Annotated in this window: 17 protein-coding genes; 8 read left to right on the top strand and 9 right to left on the bottom strand. The window is 71.5% G+C overall.

Annotated elements, in window-relative coordinates; all coding sequences use genetic code 11:
- The first annotated feature begins 176 nt into the window (after nt 1-176).
- The 5 genes from ACNFOC_RS37820 (at nt 177) to ACNFOC_RS37800 (ending at nt 4,993) form a co-directional block, all read left to right on the top strand.
- On the top strand, nt 177-1,166 hold the full coding sequence (locus ACNFOC_RS37820) for a DEDDh family exonuclease (RefSeq protein ID WP_416963549.1): 990 nt from the start codon (nt 177-179) through the stop codon (nt 1,164-1,166).
- 93 nt (nt 1,167-1,259) lie between these two features.
- Nucleotides 1,260-1,493, top strand: coding sequence for a metallothionein (locus tag ACNFOC_RS37815; RefSeq protein ID WP_416963548.1), 234 nt, complete (start codon nt 1,260-1,262; stop codon nt 1,491-1,493).
- Nucleotides 1,494-1,578: 85 nt separating this feature from the next.
- Nucleotides 1,579-2,373, top strand: coding sequence for an SURF1 family cytochrome oxidase biogenesis protein (locus tag ACNFOC_RS37810; protein ID WP_416963547.1), 795 nt, complete (start codon nt 1,579-1,581; stop codon nt 2,371-2,373).
- Between the two features lie 71 nt (nt 2,374-2,444).
- On the top strand, nt 2,445-4,232 hold the full coding sequence (locus ACNFOC_RS37805) for a glycoside hydrolase family 15 protein (RefSeq protein WP_416963546.1): 1,788 nt from the start codon (nt 2,445-2,447) through the stop codon (nt 4,230-4,232).
- Between the two features lie 5 nt (nt 4,233-4,237).
- Nucleotides 4,238-4,993, top strand: a complete 756-nt coding sequence (locus tag ACNFOC_RS37800; RefSeq protein WP_416963545.1) for an SDR family oxidoreductase — start codon at nt 4,238-4,240, stop codon at nt 4,991-4,993.
- Nucleotides 4,994-5,013: 20 nt separating this feature from the next.
- Here ACNFOC_RS37800 and amaP read toward each other — a convergent pair whose 3' ends face one another.
- Genes amaP through ACNFOC_RS37775 form a run of 5 tightly spaced genes read right to left on the bottom strand, consistent with a single transcriptional unit; the run spans nt 5,014 to nt 7,387 of the window.
- The gene (gene amaP / locus ACNFOC_RS37795; RefSeq protein ID WP_416963544.1) at nt 5,014-5,601 is read right to left on the bottom strand and encodes an alkaline shock response membrane anchor protein AmaP; all 588 of its coding nucleotides are present in this window, start codon (nt 5,599-5,601) and stop codon (nt 5,014-5,016) included.
- Nucleotides 5,598-6,275: a DUF6286 domain-containing protein gene (locus ACNFOC_RS37790; RefSeq protein WP_416963543.1), complete on the bottom strand. Its 678-nt coding sequence runs from the start codon at nt 6,273-6,275 to the stop codon at nt 5,598-5,600. Before ACNFOC_RS37790 ends, amaP begins: the two co-directional genes overlap by 4 nt.
- On the bottom strand, nt 6,272-6,664 hold the full coding sequence (locus ACNFOC_RS37785; protein ID WP_416963542.1) for an Asp23/Gls24 family envelope stress response protein: 393 nt from the start codon (nt 6,662-6,664) through the stop codon (nt 6,272-6,274). The genes ACNFOC_RS37790 and ACNFOC_RS37785 overlap by 4 nt, the downstream gene beginning before the upstream one ends.
- The gene (locus ACNFOC_RS37780) at nt 6,661-6,846 is read right to left on the bottom strand and encodes a hypothetical protein (RefSeq protein ID WP_019060657.1); all 186 of its coding nucleotides are present in this window, start codon (nt 6,844-6,846) and stop codon (nt 6,661-6,663) included. The genes ACNFOC_RS37785 and ACNFOC_RS37780 overlap by 4 nt, the downstream gene beginning before the upstream one ends.
- A 55-nt stretch (nt 6,847-6,901) precedes the next feature.
- A complete protein-coding gene (locus ACNFOC_RS37775) occupies nt 6,902-7,387 on the bottom strand; it encodes an Asp23/Gls24 family envelope stress response protein (RefSeq protein ID WP_406128257.1) in 486 nt (161 codons plus the stop codon).
- 87 nt (nt 7,388-7,474) lie between these two features.
- Between ACNFOC_RS37775 and ACNFOC_RS37770 the strand changes: the two genes are divergently transcribed.
- The gene (locus ACNFOC_RS37770) at nt 7,475-8,263 is read left to right on the top strand and encodes a nucleopolyhedrovirus P10 family protein (protein WP_416963541.1); all 789 of its coding nucleotides are present in this window, start codon (nt 7,475-7,477) and stop codon (nt 8,261-8,263) included.
- A gap of 20 nt (nt 8,264-8,283) precedes the next feature.
- On the opposite strand, the gene ACNFOC_RS37765 is transcribed toward ACNFOC_RS37770, so the two are convergent.
- The 3 genes from ACNFOC_RS37765 to ACNFOC_RS37755 form a co-directional block, all read right to left on the bottom strand.
- A complete protein-coding gene (locus tag ACNFOC_RS37765) occupies nt 8,284-9,096 on the bottom strand; it encodes an enoyl-CoA hydratase/isomerase family protein (RefSeq protein ID WP_416963540.1) in 813 nt (270 codons plus the stop codon).
- 117 nt (nt 9,097-9,213) lie between these two features.
- Entirely contained in the window at nt 9,214-9,432 is a 219-nt protein-coding gene (locus ACNFOC_RS37760) for a helix-turn-helix domain-containing protein (protein ID WP_019060653.1), read from the bottom strand.
- Nucleotides 9,433-9,785: 353 nt separating this feature from the next.
- Nucleotides 9,786-11,384, bottom strand: coding sequence for an ABC-F family ATP-binding cassette domain-containing protein (locus ACNFOC_RS37755; protein ID WP_416963539.1), 1,599 nt, complete (start codon nt 11,382-11,384; stop codon nt 9,786-9,788).
- A gap of 391 nt (nt 11,385-11,775) precedes the next feature.
- Between ACNFOC_RS37755 and ypfJ the strand changes: the two genes are divergently transcribed.
- Nucleotides 11,776-12,666, top strand: coding sequence for a KPN_02809 family neutral zinc metallopeptidase (gene ypfJ / locus ACNFOC_RS37750; RefSeq protein WP_416963538.1), 891 nt, complete (start codon nt 11,776-11,778; stop codon nt 12,664-12,666).
- A 124-nt stretch (nt 12,667-12,790) separates the two neighbouring features.
- Entirely contained in the window at nt 12,791-13,204 is a 414-nt protein-coding gene (locus tag ACNFOC_RS37745; protein WP_416963537.1) for a VOC family protein, read from the top strand.
- Between the two features lie 18 nt (nt 13,205-13,222).
- Here the strand turns inward: ACNFOC_RS37745 and ACNFOC_RS37740 are convergent, their stop codons facing one another.
- Nucleotides 13,223-14,548, bottom strand: coding sequence for a hypothetical protein (locus ACNFOC_RS37740; RefSeq protein ID WP_416963550.1), 1,326 nt, complete (start codon nt 14,546-14,548; stop codon nt 13,223-13,225).
- Nucleotides 14,549-14,652: the final 104 nt, after the last annotated feature.

The following is a 14,652-nucleotide window of genomic DNA, read 5'->3' as shown; positions in this document are numbered from 1 at the left end:
GCCACGCACAATCCTCACGAGACTGTGATGTCTCGGACGGCGCGGTACCCCGGCCTGTCGTAGATACTGTGCGAAGGTTTAGGGTTCGGTCGCCCGCTGCCTTACAACCCTTCGAGCGGGCGGGCGGGCGACCTGAGGGACGGAGCTGTCAGTGGCGGCCCGTATCCTCAGTGACCATGCTCGAAGACCACTCGTCCGCAGTGTCCGCAGCCACTCCGTGGCCGGCCGCGTATCCCCAGGGGTATGCGGTAGTTGACGTGGAGACCACCGGCCTGGCCCGGGACGACCGGATAATCTCCGCGGCCGTCTACCGTCTGGACGCGCTCGGCGAGGTCGAGGACCACTGGTACACGATGGTCAACCCGGAGCGCGATCCCGGCCCCGTGTGGATCCACGGTCTGACGAGTGACGTCCTAGAGGGGGCGCCCCTCTTCAAGGACATCGCCGAGGAGTTCGCGACCCGCCTGGAGGGCCGGGTGCTGGTCGCGCACAACGCGGTCTTCGACTGGCAGATGATCGCGCGGGAGTACGCGCGCGTGCAGATCGAGCCCCCGGTCCGGCAGCGGCTGTGCACCATCGCCCTGTCGAAGGAGCTGAGCCTGCCGCTGCCCAACCACAAACTGGAGTCCCTGGCGGCGCACTTCGGTGTCGTCCAGCAGCGCGCGCACCACGCGCTGGACGACGCGCGCGTGCTCGCCGAGGCGTTCCGGCCGAGCCTGCGCGCGGCGGCCCTGGGCGGCGTACGGCTGCCGCTGCACGAGTGCCGGCCGCTGACGGAGTGGACCGCCGACCGGCCCGCGCCCCGGATCGGCCAGCAGGCGGGCGGCTACAGCGGCTTCGGGGCGGGCAGTTGGCGTCCCGCGCGCAAGCGGCCCGCGTGCCCGTACCCCAACCCGGGGCGCTTCGAGGACGGCAGGCCGCTCAAGCAGGGCATGCGGATCGCGTTCTCCGGGGACACCTCCATCGAGCGCGAGCTGCTGGAGGACCGGGCCGTGGAGGCCGGGCTGCATGTCGCGACGAGCCTGTCCCGGCTGACCAGCCTGCTCGTCACGAACGACCCGGACTCGGGCACCTCGAAGGTGGTCAAGGCGCGACAGTTCGGCACCCCGGTGGTGGACGAGGCGGCGTTCGGGCAGCTGCTGCGGGACGTCGAGGCGGCGGACTGACGGCGCCCTGGTGACCGTACGGACGGGTGATTGTCGTACGACTCGCCCCGCGCCCGCTCGCCCGTGCCGGGCGGACGGCCCACCCTGTGGCGCATGGCGAGATGTGAAGTGTGCGGCAATGACTACGGCATGAGCTTCGAGGTGCACGCGCAGGGCGCGGTGCACGTCTTCGACTGCTTCTCCTGCGCGATCCATCGCATGGCCCCGATCTGCGAGCACTGCCGGGTGCAGATCATCGGGCAGGGCGTGGAGGTCGAGGGGCACTGGTTCTGCGGCGGCCACTGCGCGAAGGCGGAGGGGAAGGTGGGGATCATCGACAAGGTGTGAGCCACCGGCCTTCCGGAAGCCGCAGCCCGTATCCCTTCCGGTACCCCCCTGAATGCGCCCCACGACCGAGTTGTACGGTCGTGGGGTGTACCGCTTCCTGATGTCCCGGCAGTGGGTGATCCTCGCGTTGATCACCCTTCTCCTGATCCCCACGATGATCAGGCTGGGCATCTGGCAGATGCACCGCTACGAGATGCGCAGCGCCCGGAACCAGTTGGTCACGGACGCGCTGCACGCGAAGCCGGTCCCCGTGGAGACGATCAGCACCCCCGGGCACGCGGTGACCCGTACGGAGAAGTACCGCACCGTCACCGCGACCGGCACCTTCGAGACTTCTAAAGAAGTCGTCGTCCGGCGCCGTACCAATGACGACGACGAGGTCGGCTTCCACGTCCTCACCCCGTTCGTGTTGACGGACGGCAAGGTGGTGCTGGTCAACCGCGGCTGGATCCCGGCGACCGGCGCGCAGACCGCGTTCCCGAGGATCCCCGCACCGCCGGCCGGAAAGACCACCATCACCGGGCGCCTGATGGCCGACGAGACGACCGCGGCCAGCGGCATCAAGGACATCAAGGGCCTGCCCGACCGGCAGATCATGTTGATCAACAGTGAGGAGCAGGCGCGGCGCCTGCACGCCACGGTGCTCGGCGGCTACGTGGAGCAGACCGCGCCGGAGGCGAAGGGCGACACGCCGGAGCAGATCTCCGACCCGGGCAAGGAAGACGCCCCGCTGAACTACGCGTACATGATCCAGTGGTGGCTGTTCGCGGCCGCCGTCCCCGTCGGCTACGTGGTCCTCGCCCGCCGCGAGGCCCGCGACCGCCGGGAGGCGGCGGCGAAGGCGGAGGAGACGGCGGAGGCCGAGCCCGCGACCGTGTGAGCCGTCCCGCTCTTCACCCGCCCGGCCCCGAACCTTGATTGCCTCACCGACAGGCAGGGAACCCGCACCCCGTGCACCCACGTATCGAGGACTACGCCCTCATCGGCGACGAACAGACCGCGGCCCTGGTCGGCATGGACGGCTCGGTCGACTGGCTGTGCCTGCCACGCTTCGACTCGGCCGCCTGCTTCGCCAGACTGCTCGGCGACGAGGACAACGGCCACTGGCGCATCGCCCCCAAGGGCGCGGACCGCTGCACCCGCCGCGCCTACCGCTCCGACACCCTGGTCCTGGACACGGAGTGGGAGACCGACGAGGGCACGATCCGCGTCACCGACCTGATGCCCCAGCGCCACCGCGCCCCCGACGTCGTACGCATCGTGGAAGGCGTCAGCGGCAAGGTCACCGTGCACAGCAGGCTCCGCCTCCGTTTCGACTACGGGGCGGTCGTGCCGTGGGTGCGCAGGTCCGACGGGCACCGGGTGGCCGTCGCCGGTCCCGACTCGGTGTGGCTGCGCAGCGAACCCGAAGTGCGCACCTGGGGCGAGGACTTCAGCACCCTCTCGGAGTTCACCGTCGAGGCCGGCGAGAAGGTCGCCTTCGTCCTCACCTGGCACCCCTCGCACGAGCCCCGTCCGGCGCTCGTCGACCCGTACGCGTCGCTGCGCACCAGCGTCAAGGACTGGAGGCGCTGGGCGGCCCGCTGCCGCTACGACGGCCCCCACCGGGACGCGGTCGTACGCTCCCTGATCACCCTCAAGGCGCTCACCTACCGCCCGACCGGCGGCATCGTCGCCGCGGCGACCACCTCGCTGCCCGAGGAGATGGGCGGCGTCCGCAACTGGGACTACCGCTACTGCTGGCTGCGCGACTCCAGCCTCACCCTGGGCGCCTTGGTCGCCGCGGGCTACCACAAGGAGGCCGAGGCCTGGCGCGACTGGCTGCTGCGCGCGGTCGCGGGCGATCCGGCGGACCTGCAGATCATGTACGGCGTGGCGGGCGAGCGGCGCCTCCCCGAGTTTGAACTGCCGCACCTCTCCGGCTTCGCCGGTTCGGCTCCCGTGCGGATCGGCAACGGCGCCGTCAACCAGCTCCAACTCGACGTGTACGGCGAGGTCCTGGACTCCCTGTGGCTGGCGCGCCGCGCGGGCCTGTCGCCCAAGCCGCACATGTGGTCGCTCCAGGCCGTCCTCCTGGAGTGGCTGCGCGCGCAGTGGCGACAGCCGGACGAGGGCCTGTGGGAGGTGCGCGGCGGGCGCCGGCACTTCGTGCACTCCAAGGTCATGGTGTGGGTGGCCGCCGACCGGGCCGTCCGCACCCTGGAGGAGTACGCCGACCTCCCCGGCGACCTGGAGGGCTGGCGCGAGCTGCGGGACGCGGTGCACCGGGACGTGTGCGAGAAGGGCTATGACCCGGTGCGCAACACGTTCACGCAGTACTACGGCTCGCAGGAACTCGACGCCGCCCTGCTACTCATCCCCCGCTTCGGCTTCCTGCCACCCGACGATCCGCGGGTCGTCGGCACGGTCGACGCGGTCCGCGAGGCACTCGGTCATGACGGCTTCGTACGCCGCTACGACACCGCCGCCGACACCCCCGTGGACGGGCTGCCCGGCGACGAGGGCGCCTTCCTGGCGTGCTCCTTCTGGCTCGTGGACGCGCTGCACCTGACGGGCCGCAAGAAGGACGCGCGCGTGCTGTTCGAGCGGCTGGTCGGGCTCGCGAACGACGTGGGGCTGCTCGCGGAGGAGTACGACCCGGTGGCCGGCCGTCAGCTGGGCAACTTCCCGCAGGCGTTCAGCCACATCGGCCTGGTGAACAGCGCCCTCGCCCTGTTCGGCGACGAGGAGGCAGGATAGGGGCCATGGATCTTGGACTGAAGGACCGGGTGTACGTCGTCACCGGGGCCACCCGCGGGCTGGGCAACGCCTCCGCGCGCGAGCTGGTGGCCGACGGCGCGAAGGTGGTCGTCACTGGGCGCGACGAGAAGCGCGCCGCCGACGCGGCGGCCGAGCTGGGGCCGAACGCGGTCGGCGTGGCCGTCGACAACTCCGACGCGGAGGCGCCGGCCCGGCTGATCGCCGCCGCGCGTGACCGCTTCGGGCGCTTCGACGGCATCCTCGTGAGCGTCGGCGGGCCGCCGCCCGGGTTCGTCGCCGACAGCACCGACGAGCAGTGGCAGGCGTCGTTCGAGTCGGTGTTCCTGGGCGCGGTGCGGCTCGCGCGCGCGGCGGCCGGGGAGCTGGAGCCGGGCGGTGTCATCGGGTTCGTGCTGTCGGGGTCGGTGCACGAGCCGATCCCCGGGCTGACGATCTCGAACGCGCTGCGGCCCGGCCTCGCCGGTTTCGCCAAGTCCCTCGCGGACGAGCTGGGGCCGCGCGGCATCCGTGTCGTGGGGCTGTTGCCGGCCCGCATCGACACGGATCGCGTGCGCGAGCTGGACGGGCTGTCCGCGGACCCGGAGGCCACGCGTGCGGCCAACGAGTCGCGGATTCCGCTGCGGCGGTACGGGACTTCCGACGAGTTCGGGCGGGTGGCGGCGTTCTTGCTGTCGCCGGCCGCGTCCTACCTGACGGGGATCATGGTGCCTGTCGACGGCGGGATGCGGCACGGATTCTGACGAACCGTCAAGTCAACCCGTCAACTCACCCGCTCCGCGCGATGCTTGACGCCCGTCAGGCGGACCTCTGTCGGCAGCGTCTCCAGGCCCGCCGAATCGCGGGCGTGGGAAAGGGCGTTGGCCGTCAGGTGGTCGAGGGCGACTCCGGGGTCCACGTGCGGTTCCAGGCTGAGCTGGACGCGGGCCTCGGGGGCCGTGCGGGTGCCGGCGAGCCGCACGTGCGCGTGGGCCACGCCGTCCAGGGCGCCCGCGTCGGTGGCGAGGACGCCCTCCAGGGCCCGGCCCCGCAGCAGCGCGCCCTCGCCGTCACCGGTGCTGACGGCGACCTCGGTGAGCCGACGACGCCGTAGCACCGCGACAAGCCACCACAGGGCGAGCAGGACGAGGACGGCGAGCACAGCGAGGACCGTCGGCCACCACCAGCCGTCGCCCCGCCAGCGGGTCCGCCGGGCGTCGCTGAGCAGGACGTCGTGGCGCCCGTCGTAGATCCACCAGGAGGGTGGCTTCGCGCCGAGGCCGACGGCCAGTACGGAGCCGCCCAGCACGACCAGTACGAGGCCCACGACACCGATCACCGCGCGGTTGACGATCCTGAGCACCGACCTCATCCCTTCCGTCCGGAACGGCCGACGTGCACCGACAGGGCGGGCGGCCGGGCCAGTCCGAGCCCGGTGATCGCGTCGCCGAGCACGGCGTCCAAGTCGGCCCGTACGTCGTCGAGTTCACGGAAATGGGACACCGCGCGGACGTCGGCCTTCGTCCGGCTCGTGCGCACGCGTACCGACTGCACGCCCGAGACCTCCATGGCCCGGTCGCGCAGCACCATCGCGGCGGCGGCGCGTTGCAGACCGGCCCGGACGTCGGCGTGGGTGCGGCGCATCGGCAGCACCTGGCGCAGGCCGGGCGTGAGGGCGAGCACGATCAGCCAGAGGCCGAGGGCGGCGGCGATGCCGGCGCCGACGAGCACCCAGGTGTCGTCGAGGGGCCGTTCGGCGAGTTGCCGGGCCAGTTCGCGGCGCCAGTGCCCGGCGGGCCGCTCCGCGCGTACGGCGGTGACGTCGTAGAGCAGGGCGCCGGCGCCGACGAGCAGCAGGACGGCGACGATGGCCGCGGGGACGCGGCGCGCCGACCAGAAGCGGCCGCCCTTGCCGTCCCCGTCGTGGACGACGGGAACGGCGTCGTGGTCCGGGGCGGCGGTGTACCCGCCGGGTCCGGGGTCGGTCTCCTTCTCGATGACCGGTAGTCGTTGGGTCGTGCCTTCGGAGCCCTGGGGCTCGCTCATCGCGTCCTCCCCTGTGCCGCACGGTGCGACGGTGCCGGATGCAGCCGTTCCACGTGGACGGCGACCTCGGGCACCTCCATGCCCACCAACGCGCGTACCCGCTGAACCACCTGTCGACGCACCCGAGAACAGCGGTCGCCGATGTCGCACGGATAGTCGAGTTCGAGGTGCACGCGCACGCGTACCGATTCGTGGTGTACGACGACGGTCGCATGCGGCGACGCGGCCTCCTGGGGCAGTGGTCCGAGCGCCTCACGCGCGGCCTGCGCGGCGATCTTCGCCACGACCCGGTCGGCGATCCGGGTGGCGCCCCGCTCGCCGGACGCGACGGCCGCCGAGGGTCTGCCGCGCTCGTCGACCGCGCCGTCACCGCCGCTCACGGGCGTCATCGCCGCCGGTCGTCACGCGAGCGGAAGAAGTCGCCGAGTTCCAGGTCCCCCTCCAGGAACCGGCCGACGACGAACCCGATGGCGCCCAGGGCCGCCACCAGCAGGAAGGCCCCGAACCCGCCGAAGTATCCGGCGAAGCCCAGTGCCATTCCGGCGATCATGCCGACCACGGCCCTGCTCATCCTGCGCTCCTCAACTCGTTCGTCGGCCCGTTCCCGGGTTCGTTCGCCGGCTCGGTCACTGGAGTCGGGGCTCCGGTTCCTCGTCCTCTTCGTCCGGCAGCTTCACGTCGCTGACCGCGATGTTGACCTCGACGACCTCGAGGCCGGTCATCCGTTCCACGGCGGCGATGACGTTCTCCCGTACGGCCCGGGCCACGTCCGCGATCGACACCCCGTAGTCGACGACGATCTCCAGGTCGAGCGCGGTCTGCACCTCGCCGACCTCGGCCTTCACACCCCGGGACACGGATTTCGTACCGCCGGGCACCCGGTCGCGCACGGCCCCGAAGGTGCGGGACAGCCCGCTGCCCATGGCATGCACGCCCAGGACGTCCCGGGCGGCCAGCCCGGCGATCTTCTCCACGACGCCGTCGGCGATGGTGGTCCGCCCCCGGGACGCGGGATCGCCGCCGCCGCGTTTGGTGGGGGGTTTACGGGTCTGCACGGGCTCCCGCTCACCGTCGGGGCCCTGGGTCCGGTTCCGCTCCGTCATGTCGGTCATCGCCGTACGTCCCTTTCGGTCGTCGTCCTTCGACCACGGTAAGTGCGGTTGCTCGGTCTCGCGCTGGACATGCGGCAGGCTGGAGGAATGACGGCGGACGCGTGGACGCGAGCGGTACGGCATCAACTGCGGCTCGGCAGGCTACTGCCCCTGGGTGACCGGCGGGACGGCGCGTGGATCGCCGAGCGGGCGGCGGAGGCCGTGCTCCGGGGCGCGGCACAGCACGTACGGGGCGTGCGGCTGGGCGTGCTCCGGATCGCGCTCGCCGATCCGGAGGACGCGCAGGAGCCCGCCGTACCGCCTCCGCCGGGTGCGCTGCCGCCCGGGCCGCTGCGGATCACGGCCGACTTCGCGGCCGTGGCGACCGAGCCCCTGCCGGCCACGGCGTCCCGGCTGCGTACGGCTCTGGCGACGGCCGCAGCGGAGCGGCTCGGTCTGGTGGTGGACGAGGTTGATCTACAGGTGACGGTCCTGCTGGACCATATGGACGACCTTGACGTCATTGACGATGTCGACCGTGTGGACGACGTGGATCACGCGTCCACTGCCGACATTGACCATGTTGATGACGTTGATGACATTGACGGTGTGGACGATGTTGACGGCGACGGCGACGGCGAGTCCCGGGTCGCCGCGACCGCGCTCGCCGTCCCGGGCGTGGCCCGGCTGACCGGTGCGCTGGGCGGCCTTGGCCGGGCGGTGCACATCGAGGACGTCGCGAGTGCGGGGGCGCTGTCACGCCCCCACGCGCGCGTGGAACTCGCGGTGCGCGCGGACCACCGGGCCCTGGATGTGGCCCGGGAGGTCCGCGCAAGGGTCGGCGAGGCGCTGCCGGATCACCCGACGGTGGCCGTACTGGTCACCGAGGTGGACTGACGGCAAGGGGGGCCGGCGGCCTATTCGCCGACGCCGGCCAGGTCCCGCAGGCGTCGTGCCTGAGCGGCGCGCTCGGCGGCGCGCTGGTCGTCGTACGTACGGCCCTGGACGCCCTGGAGCAGCGCCTTGGTCTCGATGACGGCGTCGCGCGGTGCGGCCAGGAGGGCGCCGACAAGGTCGCGTACGGCGTCCTCGATCTGGTCGGCGGGCACGGCGATGTTCGCGAGGCCGGTGCTGACGGCTTCCTCGGCCAGGACGGAGCGCCCGGTCGCGCAGATCTCCAGCGCGCGGGCGTAGCCGACGAGACCCACCAGGGGGTGCGTGCCGGTCAGGTCGGGCACCAGTCCGAGGCTGGTCTCGCGCATGGCGAACTGCACATCGTCGGCGACGACGCGCAGGTCACAGGCGAGGGCGAGTTGGAATCCGGCCCCGATGGCATGTCCCTGGACGGCGGCGATGGACACGATGTCGCTGCGTCGCCACCAGGTGAAGCCCGCCTGGTACTCGGCGATGGTCCCGTCCAGCACGGCGTCAGTGTTGTGCGCGAGGTCGATGAACGACGGTTCGCCGTCGAAGCCCTCGGGCGTGAACGCCTGCCGGTCGAGTCCGGCCGAGAAGGACTTGCCCTCGGCCCGCAGCACCACGACACGGACGGTGCCCGGCAACAACCGCCCGGCCTCCGCCAACGCCCGCCAGAGAGCAGGACTTTGAGCGTTGCGCTTGGCCGGGTTGGTCAGCGTCACCGTGGCGATCGCGTCGTCGACGGTGAGCCGTACGCCGTCCTTGTCGAGTACGGGACCGAGGTCCTTGTCGTCCTGTTCGGGCGAAGCCATGGGGCGCCTCCGATGTGTGCGGTCAGCAGAGCAGAGCTAAGTGACTGCACAGTAACCACCCGGTCGGTCAGTCGTCCGACCGGGTGGCCACCATCGAAGCCGATGAGCCACCCGGGGTCAGGCCGAAGCCTTCTTGCCCCTGGTCGCCCCGCCACGCCCACGAAGCGTGACGCCCGACTCACTGAGCATCCGGTGGACGAAGCCATACGAGCGGCCGGTTTCCTCGGCCAGCGCTCGGATGCTCGCACCGGAGTCGTACTTCTTCTTCAGGTCTGCCGCGAGCTTGTCGCGCGCGGCGCCGGTTACCCGGCTGCCCTTCTTCAGAGTCTCGGCCACCCGTGCCTCCTCATGGGAAGTGCGCTCTTGGTCTCCTCATGATCACCCCTCCAAGCGTTCATGGCCACCCATTCGGCAAGGTCCGTAAGACAAGGTTTTGACGACAGGAGTGCGTCCCCACAAGTGGAATGTGGAATTCCTTAGCGTCGCGTCCGTACGGCCGAACGAGTTGTTCCGCGAAGTACCTGGTCAGAGACACGGGACGGCCGAGCCCTTGTCGATAAAGGACTCGGCCGGGAAATCGATGTACGACACACCTCGGTACGAGGAGATCTCACACAGATGGTGGATCACCGGTAGGCCGAATGATCCATACGCCGTGGATCAAGCATTCGGTCGAGCGACACCGACCGTCAGGCGAGCGCGACGAGATCCGCGTAATCCGCGCCCCACAGGTCCTCGACGCCGTCCGGCAGCAGGATGATGCGCTCCGGCTGGAGCGCCTCCACGGCACCCTCGTCGTGGGTGACGAGGACGACGGCGCCCTTGTAGGTGCGCAGCGCGCCGAGAATCTCACCGCGGCTGGCCAGGTCGAGGTTGTTCGTCGGCTCGTCCAGGAGCAGGACGTTCGCCGAGGACACGACCAGGGTGGCGAGCGCGAGGCGGGTCTTCTCGCCGCCGGAGAGGACCCCGGCGGGCTTGTCTACGTCGTCGCCGGAGAACAGGAACGAGCCGAGCGTCTTGCGGACCTCGACCAGGTCCAGGTCGGGGGCGGCGGAGCGCATGTTCTCCAGGACCGTGCGCTCCGGGTCGAGGGTCTCGTGCTCCTGCGCGTAGTAGCCGAGCTTGAGGCCGTGCCCCTTGATGACCTCGCCGGTGTCCGGCTCCTCGACACCGCCGAGGAGCTTCAGGAGGGTCGTCTTGCCGGCGCCGTTCAGGCCGAGGATGACGACGCGCGAGCCCTTGTCGATGGCCAGGTCGACGTCGGTGAAGATCTCCAGGGAGCCGTACGACTTCGACAGGCCCTCCGCCATGAGCGGGGTCTTGCCGCAGGGCGAGGGCTCCGGGAAGCGCAGCTTGGCGACCTTGTCGGAGACGCGCACCGCGTCGAGCCCGGCGAGCAGCCGGTCGGCCCGCTTGGCCATGTTCTGCGCGGCGACCGTCTTGGTGGCCTTGGCGCGCATCTTGTCGGCCTGCGAGTGCAGCGCGGCGGCCTTCTTCTCGGCGTTCTGCCGCTCGCGCTTGCGGCGCTTCTCGTCGGCCTCGCGCTGCTGGTGGTAGAGCTTCCAGCCCATGTTGTAGACGTCGATCTGGGCGCGGTTGGCGTCCAGATAGAACACCTTGTTCACGACCGTCTCGACGAGGTCGGCGTCGTGGGAGATCACGATGAAGCCGCCGCGGTACGTCTTCAGGTAGTCGCGCAGCCAGACGATCGAGTCGGCGTCGAGGTGGTTCGTGGGCTCGTCGAGCAGGAGCGTGTCCGCGTCGGAGAACAGGATCCGGGCCAGCTCGATACGGCGGCGCTGACCGCCGGAGAGGGTGTGGAGCGGCTGGCCGAGCACGCGGTCGGGCAGGTTCAGCGCGGCGGCGATGGTGGCGGCCTCGGCCTCGGCGGAGTACCCGCCCTTGGTGAGGAACTCCGTCTCCTGGCGCTCGTACTGCCGCATGGCCTTCTCGCGGGTGGCGCCGCTGCCGTTGGCGATGCGCTGTTCGTTCTCGCGCATCTTGCGGATCAGGGTGTCCAGGCCGCGCGCGGAGAGGATGCGGTCGCTGGCGAGCACGTCCAGGTCGCCGGTGCGGGGGTCCTGCGGGAGGTAGCCGACCTCGCCGGAGCGGGTGACGGTGCCGCCGGCGGGCTGGCCCTCGCCGGCCAGAACCTTGGTCAGGGTGGTCTTGCCGGCGCCGTTGCGCCCGACGAGACCGATGCGGTCGCCCTTGGCGACACGGAAGGTGGCGGACTCGATGAGGACGCGGGCACCGGCGCGCAGCTCGATACCGGAGGCGGAGATCACGGTCAGACTCCAGAGCGGGGTCGTAGGCGGAAGGGGCGGCTGAGGACGTTCCCGCCGTCTAATGCGCGAGGAGAATGGCCATGGGCCAAGTCTAACGGGGCCGTGCAAGCGCTTTTCCTGTGCGCGGTGGGTCGTCGCCGCGGGGTGGGCGGCCCGGGGTGATCCAGTACCGGTCGTCCACGGCGGTGAGCTGGGCGGGGCGGTCCTGTGCCGGGAGACGAGCGGCGCCGGACCGTGACGTACGGCACGCGTGCGTGCGGGCTGACGTAACGACCCACCGCGCACAGGAACGGCACGCGCGTGCATGCGGGCTCGGTGGGCGGGGCCGGGGCGTCCCCCGTTCGGCCCGTCGTCCGGCGCCCTGCCGGGAGCGGCGGGCGAGGATGACGCCATGCAGTTCGACGACGACGCGAATCTGGACACCTCCGAGGTGCAGGACGTGCGCGGCAGCCGGATTCCCGGTGGCCGGGCGACCGTGGGCGGTGGCCTCGCGGGGCTGGTCGCGCTGCTGCTCGGGCTCTTCTTCGGCGTCGGTCCGGACAACCTGGGGTTGTCGTCGGGCAGCGACTCCCCGGCGGCCACCGCGTCCTCGCTGGCCCAGGTGCAGTCGACCTGCCGTACCGGGCAGGACGCGAACACCAAGGAGGACTGCCGGATCGTGGCGGTGGTCAACAGCGTGCAGGACTTCTGGACGCAGGAGTTCCGGCGGCGCAGCGGTACGTACACGCGGTCGCCGACGGTCTTCTTCAGCGGGCAGGTCGCCACCGCGTGCGGGACGGCGACCTCCGCGGTGGGGCCGTTCTACTGCCCCGGCGACCGGAAGGTCTATCTGGACCTGGGGTTCTTCGACGAACTGCGGACGAAGTTCGGCTCCAGCGGCGGGCCGTTCGCGCAGGCCTATGTAGTGGCGCACGAGTACGGGCACCACGTGCAGGACCTGATGGGCACGCTCGGCAGGTCGCAGGACGGGCGGACCGGTGCGAACAGCAACGCGGTGAAGGTGGAACTACAGGCGGACTGCTACGCCGGGGTCTGGGCGCACCACGCGACCACCACGAACGACGAGTCGACCGGGCGGCCGTTGATCACCAGCCTCACGGACGCCGACATCAAGGACGGCCTGGACGCGGCGGCGGCCGTGGGCGACGACCGGATCCAGGAGCGGTTCCAGGGCCGGGTGACGCCGGAGAGCTGGACGCACGGGTCGGCGGCGCAGCGGCAGCAGTGGTTCTACCAGGGGTACCGGACCGGGGACATGGCGCAGTGCAACACCTTCCGCTGACGGCGCGGCGGTGGTCCGCCGGTCCCTGTGCCCAGCTCGCGGGGCGTTGTCAGTGGCGGGTGCAAGACTCGTCGAAAGCACTCAGAACATCGAAAAACACCCGATGCACAAGGAAGTGATCGGCATGGCAGGCAAGGACAGCGGGCGTCCGAGCATCTACCCGTCCCTGCTGTACGCGGACGCGAAGGCGGCGATCCGGCAGCTCACGGAGGCCTTCGGCTTCACCGAGCTGGCGGTGTACGAGGGCGAGGACGGCTCGGTGATGCACGCCGAGCTGGTGCAGGGCAACGGCGCGGTGATGCTCGGCTCCAAGGGCCGCGGCGGCCGTTTCGACGAGGCGATGAAGAGCGCGGGTCCCGCCGGGGTGTACATCGTCGTGGACGACGTCGACGCCCATCACCGGCGGGCCGTGGAGCACGGCGCGGAGATCCTGATGCCCCCGACGGACCAGGACTACGGATCGCGGGACTACATGGCCCGGGACGCCGAGGGCAACATCTGGAGCTTCGGTACATACGCTCCGGAAATAGGGATCTGACCGCGCCTGGCTTCGCGCCTAGCTTCCCCCCGTGTGCACCTGGAAGGCCGCCCGGCGTACGGCCTTGGCAAGGGCCGGGTCGGGGTGGGCGGCGGCGAGCGCGACGAGGACCTGCACGGTGCGGGGATGGCCTACGGCACGCACCTCGTCGAGGAGCATCGGGACGGTCGGCTGGATCGCGGACTCCAGGTGGCGCACCAGCAGCGGGGCCTCCCCGTGGTCGGCGACGGCGGCGGCGCTGTCGACCCACAACCAGGTGGCCTCTTCGCGGGTGAGGACCTCGTGGGCGTCCTCCGGGTCGATCCCGTCGTGCTCGGCGAGCCACAGCAGGGCGTACGGCCGCAGCGTCGCCTCGTCGGCCACGGCGCGGACGTCGGGCTCGGCCGGGGCGCCGACGACGCGCAGCGCCTCGAAGGCGAGACCGCGCAGCAGGGCGTCCTCGCCGCGGGCGGCGTCGATCAGCTGGCCGACCGCGGTGCCCACGGTGCGGGCGGCGAGCCAGGCGCGGTACTCGGCGCGGGCGGCGTTCGGGCGGAGCTGGGAGCAGCCGCGGAGCATGTCCTCGGCGGACTGCTCGATGTTCCCGGCGGGACTCTGCGCGGCCACGCAGATCTGCTCCAGCTTGACCCAGACCGCCCAGCTGCCGAGCGGGGTGAGGGTGGCCTGGGCGTCGCCGTAGGTGAGGGCGCCGACGGAGGCGAGGGCGTGCAGGGCCCAGTCGAGGAGCGGGTCGAGAGGAGTGTCGATGGAGGTGTCGGCGGCCGGGGACTGCTGGACGGGTTCGGGCTGGGGGCCGTACGGGATCTCGCAGCGTTCGGTGCGCAGTTCGGTGACCCGTTGGCCGAGGAGGTCGAGGAGCTGTTCGACGGGGACGGGGCCGGCGGACAGCTGGAGGAAGGAGAGCACCTGAGGCATGGCCGAGACGACCTCGGCGACGGCTGAGGGCTCGTGCTCCCGGGGTTCCGGGTGGGCGAGCGACCAGGCGTCGAAGAGAGCGACCCAGCCGCGCAGTACGGCGCTGTCGTCGCGGTCCCAGGCGCGCAGCCGCCAGCCGGGGCGGGCGCTGTCGCCGTGCACCTCGACGAGGCCGGCGAGACGGGCGGTGTCCCAGTCGGCGCGGACCTGAGCCGGGGTCAGGCCCAGGTCCTCGGCCGCGAGTTCGGCGGTCGAGTCGGAGAGGGTGCCCTTGCCGTCGGGGCTCGCGCTGTCACGGCCGGGGCGTAGTGCGGCGTCGGCCCAGTGGGCGACGCGGGCGGCTCCGGCCAGGCCGGAGCGCGCCATTCTGGCCAGTTCCGCGGGGGCCGGTGTGCCCTCCGGAGGGCGGGGCGCGCTGCGGGCCTGGATCGCGCGAACCGGTTCCCGCGTCGACCGCCGCGGGCAGGCCGTGGGCGAGAAGCCCTCGACCCAGGTCGCGCTGGCCCGCTCGGCCGCCGAGGTGGACGCCGCCG

Origin of the sequence: Streptomyces colwelliae (assembly GCF_048158785.1) — a bacterium.
Lineage (GTDB): Bacteria > Actinomycetota > Actinomycetes > Streptomycetales > Streptomycetaceae > Streptomyces.
Note: the sequence above shows the minus strand (reverse complement) of the source record. Positions and strands in the feature narration are given on the sequence as shown.

Bases quoted from the DNA above. Each gene is read 5' to 3' on its own strand.
- ACNFOC_RS37820 (WP_416963549.1), top strand. From the start codon at position 177: ATGCTCGAAGACCACTCGTCCGCAGTGTCCGCAGCCACTCCGTGGCCG.
- ACNFOC_RS37815 (WP_416963548.1), top strand. From the start codon at position 1,260: ATGGCGAGATGTGAAGTGTGCGGCAATGACTACGGCATGAGCTTCGAG.
- ACNFOC_RS37800 (WP_416963545.1), top strand. From the start codon at position 4,238: ATGGATCTTGGACTGAAGGACCGGGTGTACGTCGTCACCGGGGCCACC.
- amaP (WP_416963544.1), bottom strand. From the start codon at position 5,601: ATGAGGTCGGTGCTCAGGATCGTCAACCGCGCGGTGATCGGTGTCGTG.
- ACNFOC_RS37790 (WP_416963543.1), bottom strand. From the start codon at position 6,275: ATGAGCGAGCCCCAGGGCTCCGAAGGCACGACCCAACGACTACCGGTC.
- ACNFOC_RS37785 (WP_416963542.1), bottom strand. From the start codon at position 6,664: ATGACGCCCGTGAGCGGCGGTGACGGCGCGGTCGACGAGCGCGGCAGA.
- ACNFOC_RS37780 (WP_019060657.1), bottom strand. From the start codon at position 6,846: ATGAGCAGGGCCGTGGTCGGCATGATCGCCGGAATGGCACTGGGCTTC.
- ACNFOC_RS37775 (WP_406128257.1), bottom strand. From the start codon at position 7,387: ATGACCGACATGACGGAGCGGAACCGGACCCAGGGCCCCGACGGTGAG.
- ACNFOC_RS37770 (WP_416963541.1), top strand. From the start codon at position 7,475: ATGACGGCGGACGCGTGGACGCGAGCGGTACGGCATCAACTGCGGCTC.
- ACNFOC_RS37765 (WP_416963540.1), bottom strand. From the start codon at position 9,096: ATGGCTTCGCCCGAACAGGACGACAAGGACCTCGGTCCCGTACTCGAC.
- ypfJ (WP_416963538.1), top strand. From the start codon at position 11,776: ATGCAGTTCGACGACGACGCGAATCTGGACACCTCCGAGGTGCAGGAC.
- ACNFOC_RS37745 (WP_416963537.1), top strand. From the start codon at position 12,791: ATGGCAGGCAAGGACAGCGGGCGTCCGAGCATCTACCCGTCCCTGCTG.